This window comes from 'Santalum album' aster yellows phytoplasma (genome assembly GCF_018283495.1).
Lineage (GTDB): Bacteria > Bacillota_I > Bacilli_A > Acholeplasmatales > Acholeplasmataceae > Phytoplasma > Phytoplasma asteris.
Genome location: NZ_JAGVSK010000003.1, coordinates 52461 through 71274, shown reverse-complemented (window position 1 = coordinate 71274; position 18814 = coordinate 52461). Strand labels below are relative to the sequence as shown.

20 protein-coding genes are annotated in these 18814 nt (G+C 27.5%); 13 read left to right on the top strand and 7 right to left on the bottom strand.

The features are described from left to right. On the bottom strand, positions 1 to 75 hold a 75-nt coding region (locus KE631_RS02685; protein ID WP_425305908.1), incomplete at its 3' end, for a hypothetical protein. Between the two features lie 1013 nt (positions 76 to 1088). On the opposite strand from KE631_RS02685, the gene KE631_RS01185 reads away from it, so the two are divergent. The 3 genes from KE631_RS01185 (at position 1089) to KE631_RS01175 (ending at position 4314) form a co-directional block, all read left to right on the top strand. After that, positions 1089 to 2105: a lipoate--protein ligase gene (locus KE631_RS01185; protein WP_034172406.1), complete on the top strand. Its 1017-nt coding sequence runs from the start codon at positions 1089 to 1091 to the stop codon at positions 2103 to 2105. 125 nt (positions 2106 to 2230) lie between these two features. Then, entirely contained in the window at positions 2231 to 2914 is a 684-nt protein-coding gene (locus KE631_RS01180) for an ECF transporter S component (protein WP_042068183.1), read from the top strand. A 146-nt stretch (positions 2915 to 3060) separates the two neighbouring features. Beyond that, positions 3061 to 4314, top strand: a complete 1254-nt coding sequence (locus KE631_RS01175) for an AAA family ATPase (RefSeq protein ID WP_308507126.1) — start codon at positions 3061 to 3063, stop codon at positions 4312 to 4314. Positions 4315 to 4384: 70 nt separating this feature from the next. On the opposite strand, the gene KE631_RS01170 is transcribed toward KE631_RS01175, so the two are convergent. Continuing rightward, the gene (locus tag KE631_RS01170) at positions 4385 to 5596 is read right to left on the bottom strand and encodes a methyltransferase domain-containing protein (RefSeq protein ID WP_249291082.1); all 1212 of its coding nucleotides are present in this window, start codon (positions 5594 to 5596) and stop codon (positions 4385 to 4387) included. A 619-nt stretch (positions 5597 to 6215) separates the two neighbouring features. On the opposite strand from KE631_RS01170, the gene alaS reads away from it, so the two are divergent. From alaS to KE631_RS01125, 9 genes are all read left to right on the top strand, one after another. Beyond that, entirely contained in the window at positions 6216 to 8810 is a 2595-nt protein-coding gene (gene alaS, locus KE631_RS01165) for an alanine--tRNA ligase (protein ID WP_212509052.1), read from the top strand. Positions 8811 to 9117: 307 nt separating this feature from the next. Next, positions 9118 to 9573 carry a Holliday junction resolvase RuvX gene (gene ruvX, locus KE631_RS01160; RefSeq protein ID WP_212509051.1) on the top strand — a complete coding sequence of 152 codons (456 nt, stop codon included), beginning with the start codon at positions 9118 to 9120 and terminating at the stop codon, positions 9571 to 9573. Between the two features lies 1 nt (position 9574). Continuing rightward, complete coding sequence (locus tag KE631_RS01155; protein WP_212509050.1) at positions 9575 to 10159, top strand: O-methyltransferase; 585 nt, start codon at positions 9575 to 9577, stop codon at positions 10157 to 10159. A gap of 52 nt (positions 10160 to 10211) precedes the next feature. Next, the gene (gene greA, locus KE631_RS01150; RefSeq protein WP_212509049.1) at positions 10212 to 10682 is read left to right on the top strand and encodes a transcription elongation factor GreA; all 471 of its coding nucleotides are present in this window, start codon (positions 10212 to 10214) and stop codon (positions 10680 to 10682) included. Continuing rightward, complete coding sequence (locus KE631_RS01145) at positions 10672 to 11241, top strand: YqeG family HAD IIIA-type phosphatase (RefSeq protein WP_212509048.1); 570 nt, start codon at positions 10672 to 10674, stop codon at positions 11239 to 11241. The genes greA and KE631_RS01145 overlap by 11 nt, the downstream gene beginning before the upstream one ends. 7 nt (positions 11242 to 11248) lie before the next feature. Then, the gene (gene yqeK, locus KE631_RS01140) at positions 11249 to 11827 is read left to right on the top strand and encodes a bis(5'-nucleosyl)-tetraphosphatase (symmetrical) YqeK (RefSeq protein ID WP_212509047.1); all 579 of its coding nucleotides are present in this window, start codon (positions 11249 to 11251) and stop codon (positions 11825 to 11827) included. Continuing rightward, positions 11824 to 12384 (top strand): 16S rRNA (guanine(966)-N(2))-methyltransferase RsmD, encoded by a 561-nt coding sequence (gene rsmD, locus KE631_RS01135; RefSeq protein WP_212509046.1) that lies wholly within the window; start codon positions 11824 to 11826, stop codon positions 12382 to 12384. Before yqeK ends, rsmD begins: the two co-directional genes overlap by 4 nt. Positions 12385 to 12437: 53 nt before the next feature. Next, positions 12438 to 12653 (top strand): YneF family protein, encoded by a 216-nt coding sequence (locus KE631_RS01130; protein WP_212509045.1) that lies wholly within the window; start codon positions 12438 to 12440, stop codon positions 12651 to 12653. Between the two features lie 4 nt (positions 12654 to 12657). Further along, on the top strand, positions 12658 to 13005 hold the full coding sequence (locus KE631_RS01125) for a super-infection exclusion protein B (protein ID WP_212509044.1): 348 nt from the start codon (positions 12658 to 12660) through the stop codon (positions 13003 to 13005). Between the two features lie 88 nt (positions 13006 to 13093). On the opposite strand, the gene KE631_RS01120 is transcribed toward KE631_RS01125, so the two are convergent. The 5 genes from KE631_RS01120 to pepV form a co-directional block, all read right to left on the bottom strand. Continuing rightward, positions 13094 to 13522 (bottom strand): OsmC family protein, encoded by a 429-nt coding sequence (locus tag KE631_RS01120; RefSeq protein ID WP_212509043.1) that lies wholly within the window; start codon positions 13520 to 13522, stop codon positions 13094 to 13096. Between the two features lie 100 nt (positions 13523 to 13622). After that, a complete protein-coding gene (locus tag KE631_RS01115) occupies positions 13623 to 14432 on the bottom strand; it encodes a lysophospholipid acyltransferase family protein (RefSeq protein WP_212509042.1) in 810 nt (269 codons plus the stop codon). Further along, positions 14426 to 14917, bottom strand: coding sequence for a dihydrofolate reductase (locus KE631_RS01110; RefSeq protein ID WP_212509041.1), 492 nt, complete (start codon positions 14915 to 14917; stop codon positions 14426 to 14428). The genes KE631_RS01115 and KE631_RS01110 overlap by 7 nt, the downstream gene beginning before the upstream one ends. After that, the gene (locus tag KE631_RS01105) at positions 14914 to 15780 is read right to left on the bottom strand and encodes a thymidylate synthase (protein WP_212509040.1); all 867 of its coding nucleotides are present in this window, start codon (positions 15778 to 15780) and stop codon (positions 14914 to 14916) included. The genes KE631_RS01110 and KE631_RS01105 overlap by 4 nt, the downstream gene beginning before the upstream one ends. A 44-nt stretch (positions 15781 to 15824) precedes the next feature. Beyond that, positions 15825 to 17201: a dipeptidase PepV gene (gene pepV, locus KE631_RS01100; RefSeq protein ID WP_212509039.1), complete on the bottom strand. Its 1377-nt coding sequence runs from the start codon at positions 17199 to 17201 to the stop codon at positions 15825 to 15827. Positions 17202 to 17756: 555 nt separating this feature from the next. Between pepV and KE631_RS01095 the strand changes: the two genes are divergently transcribed. After that, complete coding sequence (locus KE631_RS01095; RefSeq protein ID WP_249291080.1) at positions 17757 to 18773, top strand: hypothetical protein; 1017 nt, start codon at positions 17757 to 17759, stop codon at positions 18771 to 18773. Positions 18774 to 18814 lie beyond the last annotated feature (41 nt).

Below are 18814 nucleotides of genomic sequence, written 5' to 3'. Positions count from 1 at the left end.
TATAATGTCACCTCTTACTCGAAAAGTTCCTCTTTGAAAATTAATTTCATTTCTTTGATTGAATTGATAAATCATTTTTTCCATATACTAAAGTCTTCGCTTGTTTAGCTAAATTAAAAAAAAGGTTAAAAAAGAGAGTTGAAAAAACTAATAAAAAATAAAATTTAGATAATTTTAAATTATTAAATGGTTTAGATTGTTTGCTTGAATTATTCATTTGCAATGTTTTTCTCCTATCATATTATTTTTTTTGCTAATGATTATCTTTGTTTTGTTATTAAATATTATTATTATTAATGTTGTTAAAATTATTATAAAAAATAACTTGGGTTAAAAACATAATTAAAAAAACTTCTTTTTTAAAAAAATAAAAAATGGGTGATTATTAGAAAGCAAAATCTCGATGTATCCCAAACACTTATAATTAAATATTTGATAATTTTAAAAACTTTACAAAATAAATAAAAAAATATACAAATATACAAATACGCAAAAAACTTAAAAAATAAAGAAATAAAAAAAGAATAAAAAACGAAATAAGAAATAAAATAAATATTACTCAAATGGAAAAATCTACACTATTATTTTTTTATGATAAATGACCCCCTTATTTTAAAAATTTTTTAAAAGCAATTTAAAAATAAAAAACTGCTATCAATATCATTTTATCACAAAAAAAAAAAAAAACAAGTTTTTTGCTCACTAATCTGTAGATCATGAGTGTTTTCCTTGCAATTTTGTATATAAAAAAAAGAGGCTTTTTTTGAGCCTCTCAATAATTTTATTTAATTTATAGCAGTTCTAATTTTGGATAAATTTATATTTTTTTGACTAAAATAACATTTATAAATGGCAAAAATTATGTTTTTTTAATCTATAATTTATAATTTAGTTTTGGTGGAAAATAGAGGGAAAAAATTTAAATGATTTGATTTTGGAGTTAGAGAAAAAAGGCAAAAAAAATTAATATGAGTCTACATAACTGATAAATGATATAATATTACTGGAAAAAACATTTATAATATTTTAATAATATTTTAATAATATTTTAATAATATTTTAATAATATTTTAAAAGGGGATTTTATTATGATTTTGATTCAAATTAATCGCATCTGCGACCTTAAACCTTATTTTTATTACGCCCTAGAACAATACGCCCTTAATCATTTATTAAAGCAAAACCCTGAAAAAAGCTTCTTTTTTATTTGGAAAATCAAAGGAGTTGTAGTTGGGAAAAATCAAATAATTGAAAACGAAGTTAATTTAGATTACCTCAAAGAACATAAAATTCCTTTATTTAGAAGACCTACTGGCGGAGGATGTGTTTATAATGATCCTCAAACTCCTCTTTTTAGCATTATTGCCAAAAAAGAAAAAAATTTCAGTTTTAAACCTTTTTTAGCTAAAATTGTCGTTGCATTACAAAAATTAGGACTTAATGTTGAATTTAGTGGCAGAAACGACATTTTACTAGAAGGCAAAAAAATTTCTGGAAATGCCTTTATGCAAAACCAAAATGGCATGGTAACTCATGGAACACTTCTTTATAATTGCGATTTTCAAACTATGATAAACACAATTACTCCAAACGACCAAAAATTAATTTCTAAAGGAATTGCAAGTGTACGTTCCCGAGTAACTAACCTCAAAGGCTATCTTCCAGATATGTCACAAGAAAAGTTAATGCAGTATTTAACTGAGGCTTTAACTGACCAAACTTATGTACTTAGTGACCAAGAAATAAAATCAATAGAAAAAGATTCTCTCCAATTTGCTTCCAATGAATTTTTATTCTTAACCCAACCCCATCACACCAAAATACTTAAAAAACGTTTTTCTTGGGGAGGATTAGAAATTTTTTTAGATATTAGATTTGGTTTAATTGAAAAAATGACTTTGATTGGAGATTTTTTTCACAAAGAAGATAATTTAGAACAATTTAGCAAACTTTTTGAAGGAATAACTTATCAAACTGAAAAAATACAAGAAGTTTTGGAAAAAACAAACATCGGTTTTTATATTTTGGATGCTACTAATGATGATTTTTTAAGCTTACTTAAAGAAGGTATTTTAGAAGAAAAACTTAAAAATTTAAATTATTAGCAATTACTAAAATAGTTCTAAATTGAAAAATTTTTATATAGACTATCAAAAAAAAGATAAACAACGAAAAAACTACACAAAAAACTAGCAAAATAAAATATGAAAATAAAATCGAAGGTATATTTATGTTAAATAATCAAAAAAATGTTTTAAGAAAAATCATTGCCATTTCTTTCTTATTATTTTTGGCTTTTGGTTTGGAACTTCTTTCTCGTTATACTATTAATGCAACAATCCCTTGCAATTATGCTTTTTTTCGCATTGAATTAATTTTTATCATTTTAATAGGTTATCTTTTTGGACCTAAATACGGATTTTGGGCTAGTTTATTTTATCTTTTAATTCATTATGTTTTGGAATTTTCTTTTATGGAAGTGTTATTACACCATACACACGAAAATCATAATCATAGTCATGACCACGAAAACGAACATGCAAGCAAAGCCCTTATTTTCCTTTACAGATTTTTTCTTCCCTATATTGTCTGCTCTTTTTCGGGATTATTTTATCAAAAAAACTTAAATCATCTCACCAAAAAAACACCTATTATAATAACTTTAGTATTAATTAGTGTAGTTCAAATTATTTCAAGCATTTTATTTATTAATTTATTACAAGAAAACTTTGCCAAAAAAACTTTTTTAAAGTGGTTCATCCCAAGTCCTTCTTATTCTTGGTCGCTTAATCTTATTTATAGTTTTTCATCAGTTATTGTAAGTAATACCATCATAGGAGCTTTATTTTATTTAATTAATTTACGTCTTAAAGATAATATGGAGTTTTTATATGGTTTTTCCAAGGAAAATTAAATTTTGGAAAATCTTTTTTTTCAAACCCAAATAATATAAATTTTTGTGCGCTATTCACTTTTATTAATTTAATTACACACAAATTTAATTAAAATAATTTTTTTATAACCTTTTCTTTTATAAATTTCATCATGGAGACTTACTTAGTGTTTTTCAAACTTTTTAAAAAAAACAAAATTATTATCTGCTTTATTTTGCCATTATCTTTAATTTTATTATTTTTAATTAGTCTAGAATTATCATATTTTTGGATAGAAAAAAATCAATTAAAAAACGCTTCTTTAATAAATATATACGAACTATTTGCAAAATTTAAAGTCAACGAAATTAAAAAAATTCATTATACTTATAAAAGCCAATACAGCATTTGGAACAAAGAACATTATTTAATCCAAGCAGAAAGTTTTGATAATCAAAAATATTATTGTAAAATGGCAGCCTCCAATTATGATTATTTAGTATATGCTTTTTATTCATATAAAGATGTTTTGGTAGAAGTCAAAGAAAATATCCAATTTAATTTTTTAGAATTATATTTCAAATTTATAAGTTATCTTGTTTCTTTTATTTTTGGATTTTATATTTTAATTCATCTTAAACAAATGTTATCAAACAAAATAAATAAATTTAATACAAACATTGATTCTTCCAAAGACAAAATAACTTTTGCAGATGTAGCAGGTCTTGAAGAAGAAAAAAAAGAAATCCAAGAATTAATATATTTCTTAAAACATCCTCAAAAATATCATAAAATGGGCTTTACAATTCCTAAAGGAGTATTATTAGAAGGACCTCCAGGAACAGGAAAAACCTTACTTGCAAAAGCATTAGCTAATGAGGTCAAAACTCCTTTTTATGCTGTTTCTGGTTCTGAATTTGTCGAAGTTTATGTAGGCGTTGGAGCTTCTAGAATAAGAGATTTATTTCAAAAAGCCAAAAGAACTACTCCTTGCATTATTTTTATTGATGAAATAGATGCTTTAGGAGCAAAAAGAAAAAACAACTCCATCATAGAATCACGAGAACACGACCAATCCCTAAACCAACTTTTATTAGAAATGGATGGTTTTTTTAAACTTTCACAAATCATCATTATTGCTGCTACTAATAGAATAGATATGCTAGATCCTGCTTTGATTCGTCCAGGTAGATTTGACCGTAAAATCAAAATTAATTTACCTAATCTAAAAGCTAGAGAAGCTATTCTAAAAGTTCATGCTAAAAATAAAAATATTTCTTTGGATGTTGATTTTTACAAATTAGCTTTAATTACTGAAGGTGCATCAGGTGCCCAACTTGCAGCCATTCTCAATGAGGCTTTAATTTTGGCTATCAGAAATAACAAAGACCAAATCGATAAACATTTTTTAGAACAAGCAATTAAACGCATATTAAATTAATATTGCCAAATCCCTAAAATATAAAAAAGTTAACTTATTTTAAGTTAACTTTTTATTTTATAAAATGATATTATTTTGTAACATCAGTAGCAGCAAAAATAAAAACTTTGGTTGGTAAAATTGCACTAGAAACAAAAATTTGATTTTTAGTATCTTGAATTTCTTCTACACCATCTCCAATAATGTGTTTTTCACGTAAAAATAGCAAAAAGCGATATTCAACAAACCTAATCTTATTTTGTTTAATTACTGTGGCAAGGTTTTTATTTAGTTCTTGCAATTGTTCTTTAGAAAAAATACTCAAAGGCAAAGTAGATACTATCCCTTTTATTTGTTTTATTTGAGTTTCATCAATTTGCTTCTTTAACAATTCAATAAAATTACAAGCATCTCCTTCGATAACTGTTAAACCTGGAAATTTATTTCTCAAAACATTACATAATTCTTTATCATATTCCAAAGCAATAACATTTTGGGCTCCAAACTTTTGTACTAAATATTTAGTAACATTACCACTACCTGCTCCTAGTTCCAAAATTTTTTCACCTGTTTTTAAACCTGTGTCTTGTTTTCCTTCAAATTCAAGCACTAAATTACTTAATTGTTTAGCAATATCTTGTGATTCAGGAAAAAGAGAAGAACCCATTTGTTGAGGGTAAAACACCAATTCTTTGGCATGATTCCAATCACTTTTTTCCCTAGGAATAACACAAATCAAAAATGCTCCTAGCACTAAAAGTGCACCTTTATAAAAAGGATGAATTTTTATTTTTTGCACTCCGATTAAACCCATTGCCAAAAGCAAAAAAGAGACAAAAAGTTTAAAATAAGCTACTTTTAAATTGTTTTGGTAATAAGGATTAATAAAATGCGATTTCAAATCCGCTTTAAAACCAAAAATAATAGCAGATAACAAAAAATAGCAAAAAGGATGAACAAAAACTATCCATACTTTTTTCCAACCCAAAAAAGTAATTGGTTGTTTCCACACATAAAAACAATAAATCAAAGGGGCAAAAACATATTGCAAATAATAAGGTATTAGCTGCATTTGCCAATTTGCAGAAATAAAATGCTGTTTGTGGTCTTCAATAAAATCACAAAAAACCAAACTTATAATTAAAATATTTACCAAAGTAACAAAACTTAATATTTGATAAAATTTAGTAGTTCTATATTTAGTTAAAGCAATTATTGCAACTACCAAAATTAAAAAAATACTTTGTCTTGTATAATGAAAAATATTTTTACAATAAGCAAATGAGTCTAGATGCGTTTGCAAACAACTATCAAAAAGCCCCAAAATTAAAATTATTGAAGAAAAAATCACTAACAATAACGAGCTTAAATTTTTTTTAATTTTAATAAAATAAATTGAAAAAAATGAAGAATTAAAAAATTTGTAAAAAGATGTGATTTTCACTTTTGATACTTTCACTTTTTGTTTTTTTGTATGATTATAATTATTTGTTTTTGACTCAAAAAAGAAAAAAATTAAATTAATAAAAAATCGAAATAAATTAATAAAAAATGTTAAATTAAAATTATTTTGTTATTTTAAAACAACAATTAAATTATATCATTTTTTAAAACAATCCTTTTTATAATTATCAACAATTAAAAAATAATATTTTTAGCTTTTGCAAAACCAAAATAAGTCAAAAAAATAACGAAAAAATGCAAAAAAATAACGAAAAGCCATAAAAAAATGTTAAAATTAAGTTTGATCGGTTTTTTAATTTTATACACATGTTAGATATCAATTATATATCGCAAATCAAAATTAATGCAAAACGCATTTTAATAAACTAATTATTATTTGTATCACAAAAAAACAAATCAAAGACCAAATTAATATCAAATATCACCCCAAATAAGACCCAATTAAAGGAGTTTTTATAATGACATCTTTTGAAATTAGACAAATCTGGCTCAAATTTTTTGCAAGCAAAAACCATCACATCGCAAAATCATCTTCTTTGATACCACGAAACGAAGCTAACTTATTATGGGTTAATGCAGGCATTACCCCTTTAAAAAAATATTTTGATGGCACACAAACACCTCCTTTTAGACGCATTACTAACGTGCAAAAATGTATTCGTACCAACGACATCAAAAACGTAGGAAAAACCTCGCGCCATCATACTTTTTTTGAAATGTTAGGCAATTTTTCTATCGGAAATTATTTTAAAAAAGAAGCTATCCACTACGCCTTTGAGTTGTTAACTTCGCCTAAATGGTTTGCTTTTCCCTTAGAAAAACTCTACATCACTTATTTTTTTCAAGACCAAGATACTTATCAATATTGGCTTGACTTAGGAGTAAAAAAAAACCACCTTATTTCTTTAAAGAGCAATTTTTGGCAAATAGGTCCTGGTCCTTCTGGCCCTTGCACCGAGATTTTTTTTGACAGAGGAAAAACTTTTGACCCTCGCAACAAAGAACTAATTATCCAAGATTTAGAAAACGACCGCTTTATCGAAATTTGGAATATTGTTTTTTCTCAATATAATTGCGACCCTAAATTACCTATCGAAAAATATCAAGAACTACCAAGCAAAAACATTGATACTGGGGCTGGTTTAGAACGTTTAGCCTGTATTTTGCAAAACACCAAAACCAATTTTGAAACAGACCTTTTCTTTCCTTTAATAAAAGCTTTGGAAAAAATGACACAAATCAAATACACAGAACAAGAAAGTTTTAAAATTATTGCAGATCACTTAAAAACTTTGGTTTTCGCAATCAATGACGGAGCAGTCCTCACTAACGAAAAAAGGGGCTATGTCTTAAAAAAATTATTACGAAGAGCTGCTAACGAAGGCAAAAAACTAGGTTTAGACAAACCTTTTTTACATCAATTAGTGCCTCCAACAGTTGCAATGATGAAAGATTTTTACAAAGAACTATGCACCAACCAAGAAATGATTGCCAAAGTGCTATTGCAACAAGAAAATATTTTTGAACAAACTCTCAAAACTGCCGAAAAAACTTTTTTACAACATCTCACCCAAAACACTTTATCAGGACAAAACTTTTTCAAATTATACGACACTTACGGCATTCCTGAAGATTTAATTTTGGATTATGCTAAAAAGAAAAACATTACAACAGACTACCAAAAATTCCAAGAATTACTCCACGACCACCAAAATTTAAGTAAACAAAATCAAACATCGCAAACACACATGAATAAGCAAGAAGAAGCATTTCTCCAATTTTTAACTCCCAGCGAATTTATAGGTTATACAAATTTTACTTGCAAAACCAAAGTAATCAAAGTTTTTGACAAAGGAATAGTGCTTGAAAAAACACCTTTTTATGCTAATATGGGAGGACAAATAGAAGATGAAGGTTGGATTGACAACACCAAAGTTACCAAAATAACTAAACTACCAAACGGACAAATTTTGCACGAAGTTCAAGGCAATTTTTGCGAAGGTCAAGAAGTTTATGCCTGCATTGAAAAGACTAAACGCAATCAAATTTCTTATCATCACACAGCAACACATCTTTTAGAAGCAGTTTTGCAAAAACAATTAGGCAGCCATCTCAAAAAACAAGGTTCATCAGTGGGATTTAGCTCTTTACGTTATGATTTTAATCATTTTGAAAAAATTACTCCCCAAACTTTATTACAAATAGAAAAAGAAGTAAACCAACTAATTCAAAAAAGTGTTCCAGTCAAAATTGAACAACTTTCAATCCCAGACGCCCAAAAAAAATACGCCACTCTTCTAGAACAAAATCAAAAAGCCAAATACAAAGACAAAGTAAGAATCGTAAGTATTGATACTTTTTCAGTGGATTTATGCGGAGGAACACATGCCACAAATACTAAAGATTTAGAACATTTTACTATTTTGTCATGCGACAGCATTAGCTCTGGTATCTACCGCATTGAGGCAGTTTGTAATAACAATTGCCAAGAAAGCCTCAACGCCAAATTAGTTCCTTACCAAAACGACTTGCACCAACTAACCCAAAAAGCAAAATTCTTACAAACGCAAAACCTCATTTTTGATGTTAAAAATTTTCCTCCAATAACCCAAAGTTATCAAGATATTCTCAATTATCAAAAACATATCAAAGCACAACAACAAGCCTTAGTTCTTTTTGAAAAAAAAGTTTTAGAATATCATCAAAAAAATATGGTACAAGCAGAATCTAATTTTTTACCACCACAAATTACCAAAAAAATTATGTTAACCATTGAAGAAGAAAAACCTTTAGAAGTTCTCAAATTTTTTATGAATCATATTTTTGATAAATACCATTTAGAAGTTTTATTTTTATCTTATGTGCAACCTGAAAAAATTGTTTTTTTATGCAAAAGCAAAACTCTACATGCAGGTAATTTGATTAAAGAAGCTTTATCCTTGGTTTGTGGTTCTGGTGGTGGCAATGCTAGTTTAGCTCAAGGGGGCACCAAAAAAACTAAAAATTTAGAACAAGTGCTTAATTTTGTAAAAACCAAATTAGAAATAAATTAAACTGTTTAAAAAATTTATAATAAAAAAATCCTCAAGGAAAAAAATCCTAAAAATTGTTAAAAGGTGTTCGAAATGACAAAAAAAACAAAATAAAAAAGAAAAAAATAATCAAAGCGGAAGAAAAATTAAAATTAAACCTTTTTAAAACCCCAAAACCACTATTTTTCAAATCTTTTAAACAATTATTAATAAAATTATTTGCCCAAAAACACAAAAAAATTGATAAAATGAAGTTGAACCAAAACCAAGAAAAAAAGAATAATTTTTATCATTCAAACCATTTTTTGAAAAATGAGAATGTTTTATTATGTTAAACTGCCAAAATAATGCATCTTTGGGGTTGGATTTAGGTGAAAAAACTTTAGGAATCGCTTTATCACAAACAGGAATTATTGCCCAAAACCTCAAAACTATTATTTTTGCCACCCACAAATACGATCGATTGATTGCACCTTTACAAGAAATCATTTCTCGATATCAAATTAAAACAATTGTTTTGGGATACCCCAAACACATGAACAACGACATAGGAATTAAAGCCAAAATAAGTAGTGATTTTAAAAAAACGCTAGAAAACAAGTTTGAGCAAGTAAAAGTAATTTTATGGGATGAACGTTTATCTACCGTACAAGCGATCCAAATGTTAAAAACCAATAACAAAAAAAAGGGCAAAATTTTACAAATGAAAGACGAAATTGCAGCAACCATCATTTTACAAAATTATCTCGATTATATCAAATTACACCCAAACAAAGAGCATTGAAATGTTTGATTTTAACAAAGAAAAAAACTTACAAAAATTAAAAAAATACGCCCAAGAAAACAAAATCCCCATTATCCAAGACCAAGGATTAGCTTTGTTACTTGATGTAATTTCACAAAAAAAAATCACAAATATTTTAGAAATCGGAACTGCCATTGGATATAGCGCTTTGGCTATGAGCTCTCTTAGCACTAAAATTGATACTTTAGAAAGAGATTTTATAAATTATAATTTATCTAAAAACTTTTTAAAAGAAACTCCCTATCACATAAATGTCATTTGGGCAGAGGCGTTAATTTATCCTACTTGCAATTTAAAAAAATATGATTTAATTTTTATTGATGCTGCCAAAGCCCAATATCAAAAGTTATTTTTCAAATATGCTCCTTTACTCAAAAAACAAGGCATTATCGTTTTTGATAACCTTAATTTAAGTTGTTTTAAAAAAGCCAAAACGACTAAAAATAATCAAGGGATTTTCAAAAAAATGCATAATTTTCAAACTTTTTTAACAAATCACCCAGATTTTTGCACCACTTTTCAAGATGTAGGTGATGGGTTGATTATTTCTTATCTCAAAAAATAATTTAGGAATTTTGAAAAACCATCAAAAAATAAAAAAAGAAGGTCTTTTATTTATGAATAATAAAATTTATGAACTTACCCAATCAGGAATAGAAAAATTAAAAAAAGAATTAACTTTTTTAAAAGAAGTTAAAAGAAAAGAAAATTTAGAAGCTTTAAAAGAAGCGCGCGAACAAGGAGATTTATCCGAAAACGCTGATTATGATGCTGCTAGAAACGAACAAGCTTTAATAGAACATCGCATCTCAGAAATCCAAAATATTTTAAAAAATGCCCGCGTAGTTAAAGTTTCCAAAGAAAGAGAAGTAAGTATTGGCAAAAAAGTATCTTTGGAGCTTTTACACACCAAGCAACAACAAGAAATTGAATTAGTAAGCACCTTGGAAGCAGATCCTTTTACCAACAAAATTTCGATTGAATCTCCTTTAGGACAAAATATCAAAGGGCACCAAATAGGAGATGTTGTTTTTGTTACCGGCGAAACTGGAAACACTTTTAGAGTCAAAATTGTAGATGTCCAATAAAATGACTTGCCCCAACAAATTTTTCATCCCTCAACACTATTTTCCTTGTGTCTTGCAAATTCCTTTTGAGTTGTTTCAAAAAAAAGACATTAAAGCGTTAATTTTTGATCTAGACAATACTTTAATTGAATGTAACAAAGATATTTTAGATGAACAAATTAAAAACCTTTTAACTAAATTATCTCTTATTTTCAAAGTCGTTATTCTTTCTAATGCCTCTAAAAAACGCCTCCACAAAGTTTTAAAAAATGATTTTACTTTTATATATTTAAATTTATTAAACAAAAAACCATCCCCTACAGCTTTTCAAAAAGCATGCCAACTTCTCAAATTGGAACCCACACAAATGTTGATGATAGGAGACCAACTTCAAACAGATATCAAAGGAGCTAATCAAGCAGGTTTTTGTTCTTTATTGGTAAAACCCCTAAATCGCTTTCAAGAAAGCGCGTTTACCAAATTCAATCGTTTTTATCGTGAAAAAAAGTTTTTAACCAATCTCAAAAAACAAGATTATCACCTTTGGAAAGAAAAATTTCAAGACTTTGAAGAAAAATGAAAATAATATGTTGTTACACAAAATTCGTCAAGCTGTCGAAACTAAATTAAAAAACTATCCTTTGCGGTTAGAACACACTATAAGAGTTTATCGCACTGCTACCAAAATGGCAAGACATTATAACAAACCTTTGTTGCCTATTCAAATTGCAGCTTTATTTCATGATTACACCAAAAACGACACCTTAGAACAACAAAAACCCTATCTTACTCAAGCCAATATCCAAAAATACAGCAAAACTCCTGCTATTTTTCACGCTCTATCTGCTGCAAACATCTTAAAAAAAGAATTTGGCATCACAAATGTCACTATTCTTAATGCCATCAAAAAACATGTTTGGGGTGATAAAAAAATGAATTATTGCGATAAAATTGTATTGTTAAGTGACAAATTAGAACCTCAACGAAATTTTTCCCAAATAAAATATTTTCAAAAGCTAGCCTACTTTAACCTCAATCAAACCGTATATGAACTTCTTAAAAGTAATTTTGATTATTTCAGCCAAAAAGGATCCCCTTTGCCTTACAATTACCAAGAAATTTTATCCTCTTTGAAAAACTCCATCAAAAGAAAAATATTTTCATGACAAAGACAACAATTATCATCGGAGGAAAATTCAAAGGACACAAAATCAAACTAGTGCCATCACCTCACACCAAAGCCACTAGCTCTTTGGTCAAAGAATCTCTTTTTAATACTTTGGGAGCCTCAGTCCAAAACAAAATCTTTTTAGATTTATTTTCAGGCAACGGTTCTTATGGTTTTGAGGCTTTAAGCAGAGATGCTAAACAAGCCTATTTTGTGGATGCTTCATTAAAAGCTTTTCAAACCTTAAAAGAAAACCACCAAAAATTAAAACTGGATTTAGAACAAAGCATTATTTTTTGTGGTCATTTTATTCAAGCTTTAAAAAAATTCCAAAAAGCCAACTTGATTTTTGATTTTATTATTTTAGACCCTCCTTATTTTAAAGATTTTTATTTACCTGCTTTTGAATATTTAGACAAATTAACACATCAAAATAGTATTATTATTTGTGAATTACATCGCAAAATTGTTTTGCCTACACAAATTAAAGAATTTGTTTTACAAAAAGAAAAACAATACGGTAATAAAAAAATTCAATTTTATCAAAAAATTTAGACTTTCACCAAGGAAAGAAAAAACAAAAAAGAAAAAGAAAAAAGGAGTTCAAAATGAACAATATTTGGTTATATGTAAATCCAATTATAGGATTTTTATTAGGCGGGGTTTTAGGAGCGTTTTTAATGTTTCATTGGTTTAAAAAACATTTACAACAAAATCCTCCCATCAGTGAACAACAAATCAAAGAAATGTTTCGCCAAATGGGTCGTACCCCTTCTGAAAAACAAATTCGTCAAATTATGAACAGCATGAAACAAGGCAAATAAAATAATGTTTGAAAGTATCTGTTTTAAATTTATTTTTATTGTTTTTATTTGTCTTTTAGTTATTTTTATAATGAATTATTTTTATCGCAAAAATGTTAAAAACAAAATTATAAATTATTTATTGTCTTGTAGCAATTTAGAACAAGAAATATTAAAAAGTTTTTTGCAAAATCCTCACAAAACTTTTCCCTTGACAAAAGATGCCAACATTACCAAAAATTTATTACAATTGAATATCATTTTTTTAAAAGAAATAGTTTCGGGTGCTAAATATAATAATTATGTTTTTAACCCTTTAATAAAAAAAATTATTCACAAAAATAAAGATTTAAAAAAAATTTACCATGAATAATTTTGATCATTTAAACATTTATAATTTCAAAGTTATATAATAAAAAAACACCTTTAAAAGGTGTTTTTTTATTATATCATGAAAAATTTTATTCTGTAATCAATTCATTGTAATTTGCAACTTTAACAGAAACATTTTCATCAGCACTAATTAAACGAGAAATAGGGCATCTTTTATGAGTTGTATCTGCGATTATTTCAGTTTGTTCCAGCGTCATATCTTGAATTCCTAAAATAGCAGTAGGTTTAAAATAAAAACCTTTATCATCTTTTTGCATTTCTAAAGTTACTTTTACTTTTAAATCTTTATTTGTATAGTCTTGTTCTGCTAAAATCTTTTTAGAAGTTTTATAAAAACAAATTGCCCAAGAAAGACAAAATAAATCAACAGGTCCTGATTGTTTGTTACTTGGTTCTAAAGCTGAAACTAATTTTTTAGTGATTCCTTCTTTTTCTTCAAAAAAACATAAATCATCTAAATGGGGATTAAAATAAGCAGTTGTTTTAAAAATAATCATATTATAAAACCTTTCTTTATTAAAAAAATATTTCTTTTTTATGCATTTCTTTAAGCATCTATTTTATTATAACATCAAAATAAGTTAAAATATAATTATTTTAATTAAAACTAGAGTTGATAATATTTTGAACATCAATAGCTACTTGATGCATATTTGTATTGCAATAATGATCGTATTTTAAAGGAGGATGAATAATTATTTCTACTATTTTTTTTTGCCAAAAACGCTTATTTTTGATTTGATTGGCTCCTTTGATAGTTAAAGGCAAAATAGAAGATTTACTTTTGCAAGCAATTTTAAAAGCCCCTCCTAAAAGTGGCATTGCTTGTTCGTTATTTCTATCTTTAATGCCTCCCTCAGGAAAAACTACCATTGCCATCCCATTTTTAACTTTAGGCATTGCCTTTATTAAATTTTGGGCAGTTTTTCTGATATCATCCCTTGAGATTACCATACAATCCAAAGATAAAAAAGCTAATTTTAAAAACCATGCAGTTCCAAAAAAACAATTAAAATTTTGTTTGGGAGCAAATGATAAAGTTCTTGGAATAACGCTTGTAATAACAAAAGGATCGGTGTATGACTTGTGATTGGCATAAATAACAACGTTTTCTTTTGAAGGGATTAAATGAGGATTTTGAACTACTACTTTAATTCTTAAAAAACGGTTGACAAAACGCGACAAACTACGCGAAACAAATCCTTTAAAATAATGATTAGGGGGCAAAAAAGTCATTAAAACGAGGCAAAAAACCAAAATTATAAACGTTATTAAAAAAGCCAACAACAAACCCAAAATTAAATTAACTGTCAGTTTGTAGCAAAAAGAAAAATCAACTAGCATAGTTTTGGAAGTTTGCAAAAAAACAGATGTTAGCCAAACGACAACAAAAATAAAAGTTAACATTTGGGCGTATCTAATTTCTTTTGATAAATAGCAAAAATTAATTGTGGGTGAATTTCTTTTTGGATTAATTGGTATTGTGATAAGTCAATTTTGGGAAAAAAAACATTTCCTTGATGTCTTTGTAAAATGTGGGTGATGTATAAAGTTGTTACCCAAGGTAGGGTTTGTTGATAGATTTTTCCTCCACCAATAATAAAAATATCTTGGGCAGCATCACTTGCCATGAAGGATTGCAAATCAGAAACAACAGTACAATTAGGCAATTCCAAATCATGTTTTAAAGATGCTACATAAGTTTTTTTAAAATTAAAGGGTTTTTTTTTGAAATAATTTTTTAAGGATTTATAAGTTTCATACCCCATTAAAACATTTTGATTAAGGGTAATTTTTTTAAAATATTGTAAATCTTGGGAATAATGCCAAGGTAGTTTGTGGTCTTTGCCAATCAAATAATTGCCGTCAAAGGCAGTAATTAAATTAATCATACAGCAATATCGCCTTTCAAAATGCCATCACATTGATAATTTTGCAAAGTAAAATCACTAAATTTAAAATCATCAATATTTTTGATGTCAGGATTTAAAATCATTTGAGGTAATTTTTTAGGAGTTCTTTGAATTTGGGTCTGAACTTGTGCAAGGTGATTGGAATAAATGTGGGCATCTCCTAAAGTATGGATAAATTCGTAAGGTTGTAAGTTAGTTACTTGTGCGATCATCATAAGTAATAAAGAATAAGAAGCGATATTAAAAGGCATTCCCAAAAAAACATCTCCACTACGTTGATATAGTTGCAAGGAGAGTTTGCCTTGATGAACGTAGAATTGAATTAAGACATGACAAGGTGGCAATGCCATTTGGTTTAATAAGGGCGGATTCCAAGAATTAAGAATCAAACGTCTGGAATTGGGATTGGTTTTGATTTCAGAAATTAAAAATTTGATTTGATCAACACCATTAAAATCGCGCCATTGTTTACCATAAACAGGACCTAAATTACCGTGCTTTATGGCAAAAAGAGGATCATTTTTGATTTTTTCTACAAATTCTTTCAATGTTTCATTTTGAAAAAAAGCTGATTGTTGATATTTTTGATAAGGCCATTCATTCCAAATATTAACATTTTTTTGTACCAAATAACAAATATTAGTATCCCCTTTTAAAAACCATAAAAGTTCGTGGATAATTGATCTAAGATTCATTTTTTTAGTAGTTAACAAAGGGAAACCTTCTTCAAGATTAAAGCGCATTTGGTAGCCAAAAACACTTTTGGTACCTGTATTAGTGCGGTCGTTTCTAAAACTGCCTTTTTGAAAAATAAAACGACATAAATCTAAATAAGTATTCATAATTGTATAACTCCTTGTTTTTTAATTGAATAAATGTTTGATGTTTAACGGGACAAAAGATATAAAACTTCTGTGTAAATGGCAGTTAAGGTAATTAATTGGTCAATTGAAATAGATTCATCCACTTGATGAGCTAAAGACTTTTGATTGGGGAAAACAGGTCCGAAAGGAACTAAATTAGGGGCGCATTTTGCAAAAGAACCACCACCCACACACATAGGTTTGGAAACTAAATCATTAGTATGTTTTTGATAAACTTTTAATAATGTTTGCATTAATTCACTTTTAGGATCAACATACATAATGGGATGATGAAGGGTAGTTTTGAGGCAAAAATGTTGGCTCTTGGCTGCTTTTTCCAATTGAAAAAGGATTTTTTCAAAAGTAATTCCTTTAGGATATCTTAAATTAAGAGTGAAAAAAGCTTGATTATTTTCTAATTTTAAAACTCCAGAAAAACAAACCAAATTATAAGTTTCTTCATCAAAGTGATTAATGCCTAATTTTTTTCCATCCAAACTATCTACCAAATATTGATCAAAAAAATCAACCAAAGCATTTGTAATTCCCAATGCTTTAAGAACTTTCATCAAATCATAAAGGGCATTTTTTCCTGTTTCAGGAGTCGAACCATGCGCAGAAACGCCGTGAACTTCAAGCTTTAACAAATCGCCTTGTGGTTCTAAAGTGGCTTTGATGCTGTTGGTTTTAACAAAATTATGGAATAAATCTGAGTAGTTAGGATCAAATTTTAGAACTGCTTGTGCCAAATCAGGAACAACATTAGAGGCTTGCCCGCTTTGAATACTTACAATTCTATTATCTAAAACTGTGCCTTCAAAAGTAAAATCCCCAATTCCTTTTTCGCAATAAATAGCAGGAAAATGGCTGTCAGGAACAAAACCAGATACAGGTAATTCAGGGACTTGTTTAAAATAGTGTTTCATACAACGAAATCCAGTTTCTTCATCGACACCCAAAATGAATTTAATTCTTTTGGAAAGCGGCAAATTTAGTTCGTGCAATATTTTCAAAGCCCAGAAAGCTGCCATTGTAGGACCTTTATCGTCTTGGGTTCCTCTGCCATAAAGCGTGCCATCAACAATTAAAGCCGCATAAGGTGGATAGTCCCAACCAGTTCCTGCTGGCACTACATCCAAATGACCAATCATACCAACCCATTCTTTTTGGTTGCCGTATTCAATATGACCAGCGTATCCTTCTAAATTCAGGGTTTTCAAGCCGCTTTGGGAGCCTAAATCAAGAATAAAATCTAGGGCTTGTTGATTTCCTTCGCCAAAAGGAGCGCCTGTTCTATTAGGATCAAAGGTGGTAAGTTCAGTGTTAATTTTTAATAATGTTTGCAAAGCCTCAATTAAGGCGTCTTTTCTTTTTAAAACCTCTTTTTTAAAATCAATCATTCTCTAACCTCTTTTTTATTATTTTTATTTTTTTTGTTAATTTTGTTAATTTTAATTTTTTTGTTTGTTGCTTGTGTTGTTTTTTTGTTTGTATATTTTGTTGGAAACACTTGCAAAATCAAAAACACAAAAACAAAATAAAATAAAATGTAAGCGTAGATAAGGTATTTTTTTAATTTTGGTCATAATAATCAATATTAATCCATATAATAAGCAGATATTTGAGCAAAAATAAGAGGAAAAGGCGGAAAACAAAATATTAATTCTGCATTTATTTTTATACTTTATCTACATCTTAATACTTAAATTTTAACATTATTTTAGCATTTAAAAGAAGAAAAATATTTTTTTTATAAAAAATAAAAAAGTGTTTCTTTTTCGTTTTGATTCAGTTATAATATTAGTGGATTTTAAAGGAATTCGAGAAATTTTCAAAAACCGCTAGTAATAAATTCGTTTAAAATTCTTTAGTTCATCTTAAACTTTTTGCATTTTACAAATTTGTACATTTGGATTTTGCAAAGATTAAGATATTAGAAAGCAAAAATAAAATCATTGAAAAATATTTACCAAAAACAACCTTGTTTAAAACAAAGGTTTATTTATTGTTTAAGTGCATTATTACTTTGGATCTTATTTGTAATAAGTTTTAATTACACTTTAAAAGCTGCTCCACCAGAACCAATAGATATCAGCACTATTGAAAAAAATATAGGATCTTTTGAAAGTGCACCAAATGACAAAAAAATCATTGAAAAAATTGTAAAAAATCAAAAAAATATAAGTGGTCTTGCTATTGGAGACGATTTAGAAGTTGTTTCGATAAACAATAACAAAGCAACTGTCAAAGCAAAAGAAAATTCTAAAAAAATTAAAGGTCAAGTAGAAGTTATTTTTAATGTCAAAGAAGACCTAAATGTTTTAATTCAAAATAAAGCTTTAGGGGATATAGAATTAAATAAAATTCACAGTGAAGCATTGATTTCTAATGAGGATTTATTAAATGCCATTAAAAGTAAAAATAATGGTTTAGTAATTACAAAAGAAGATATTTATTTTCCTAAAAAAGATCGCTCAAAAGGTTATATAACCATTGAAGCATTGGATAAATCTCCTAAATATAAAGGAAAAGCTAAATTAACTTATCAAATTAAAAAAATAAATAAAGAAGAGTTTATTGCGGAAGTTAAAAAAGAATATAATATTCCATTTGACTCACCCATAAAACAAAATCAATTAGATGAAACAATTGAAAATGTAATTGCAGAAGAAGTAGGAAACCCAGATTCAACTAAAGACTTAGTTATGGAAAAAGTTCAAGAAGCAGTCGCACTTTTATTAAATGATGGCAATACTTTATCTGAAAAATTAACAACTTCTATGTCCAATAAAGAAGGGTTGCAAAACAACTCACAAACAATATTATCTCCTAAAATAACAAGCGAAAAAACAGATAATAACGAAAATACAAATTATGGATTTTATATTGTTATTGCTTGCATTATATTAATTTCCATCACTTTTTTAAGTTTGCTTTTTGTTATTTTTAAAAAAAGAAATACTCAATCATAATTAAAAAATATCAAAGAGGTTTATAGCCTCTTTTTTATTTT

Excerpts from the sequence above, each read along its gene's own strand:
- alaS (WP_212509052.1), top strand. The coding sequence starts at position 6,216 with ATGACATCTTTTGAAATTAGACAAATCTGGCTCAAATTTTTTGCAAGC.
- KE631_RS01105 (WP_212509040.1), bottom strand. The coding sequence starts at position 15,780 with ATGAATACTTATTTAGATTTATGTCGTTTTATTTTTCAAAAAGGCAGT.
- pepV (WP_212509039.1), bottom strand. The coding sequence starts at position 17,201 with ATGATTGATTTTAAAAAAGAGGTTTTAAAAAGAAAAGACGCCTTAATT.
- KE631_RS01155 (WP_212509050.1), top strand. The coding sequence starts at position 9,575 with ATGTTTGATTTTAACAAAGAAAAAAACTTACAAAAATTAAAAAAATAC.
- yqeK (WP_212509047.1), top strand. The coding sequence starts at position 11,249 with ATGTTGTTACACAAAATTCGTCAAGCTGTCGAAACTAAATTAAAAAAC.
- KE631_RS01120 (WP_212509043.1), bottom strand. The coding sequence starts at position 13,522 with ATGATTATTTTTAAAACAACTGCTTATTTTAATCCCCATTTAGATGAT.
- KE631_RS01180 (WP_042068183.1), top strand. The coding sequence starts at position 2,231 with ATGTTAAATAATCAAAAAAATGTTTTAAGAAAAATCATTGCCATTTCT.
- rsmD (WP_212509046.1), top strand. The coding sequence starts at position 11,824 with ATGACAAAGACAACAATTATCATCGGAGGAAAATTCAAAGGACACAAA.
- greA (WP_212509049.1), top strand. The coding sequence starts at position 10,212 with ATGAATAATAAAATTTATGAACTTACCCAATCAGGAATAGAAAAATTA.
- KE631_RS01110 (WP_212509041.1), bottom strand. The coding sequence starts at position 14,917 with ATGATTAATTTAATTACTGCCTTTGACGGCAATTATTTGATTGGCAAA.
- KE631_RS01125 (WP_212509044.1), top strand. The coding sequence starts at position 12,658 with ATGTTTGAAAGTATCTGTTTTAAATTTATTTTTATTGTTTTTATTTGT.
- KE631_RS01145 (WP_212509048.1), top strand. The coding sequence starts at position 10,672 with ATGTCCAATAAAATGACTTGCCCCAACAAATTTTTCATCCCTCAACAC.
- KE631_RS01185 (WP_034172406.1), top strand. The coding sequence starts at position 1,089 with ATGATTTTGATTCAAATTAATCGCATCTGCGACCTTAAACCTTATTTT.
- KE631_RS01130 (WP_212509045.1), top strand. The coding sequence starts at position 12,438 with ATGAACAATATTTGGTTATATGTAAATCCAATTATAGGATTTTTATTA.
- KE631_RS01115 (WP_212509042.1), bottom strand. The coding sequence starts at position 14,432 with ATGTTAACTTTTATTTTTGTTGTCGTTTGGCTAACATCTGTTTTTTTG.
- ruvX (WP_212509051.1), top strand. The coding sequence starts at position 9,118 with ATGTTAAACTGCCAAAATAATGCATCTTTGGGGTTGGATTTAGGTGAA.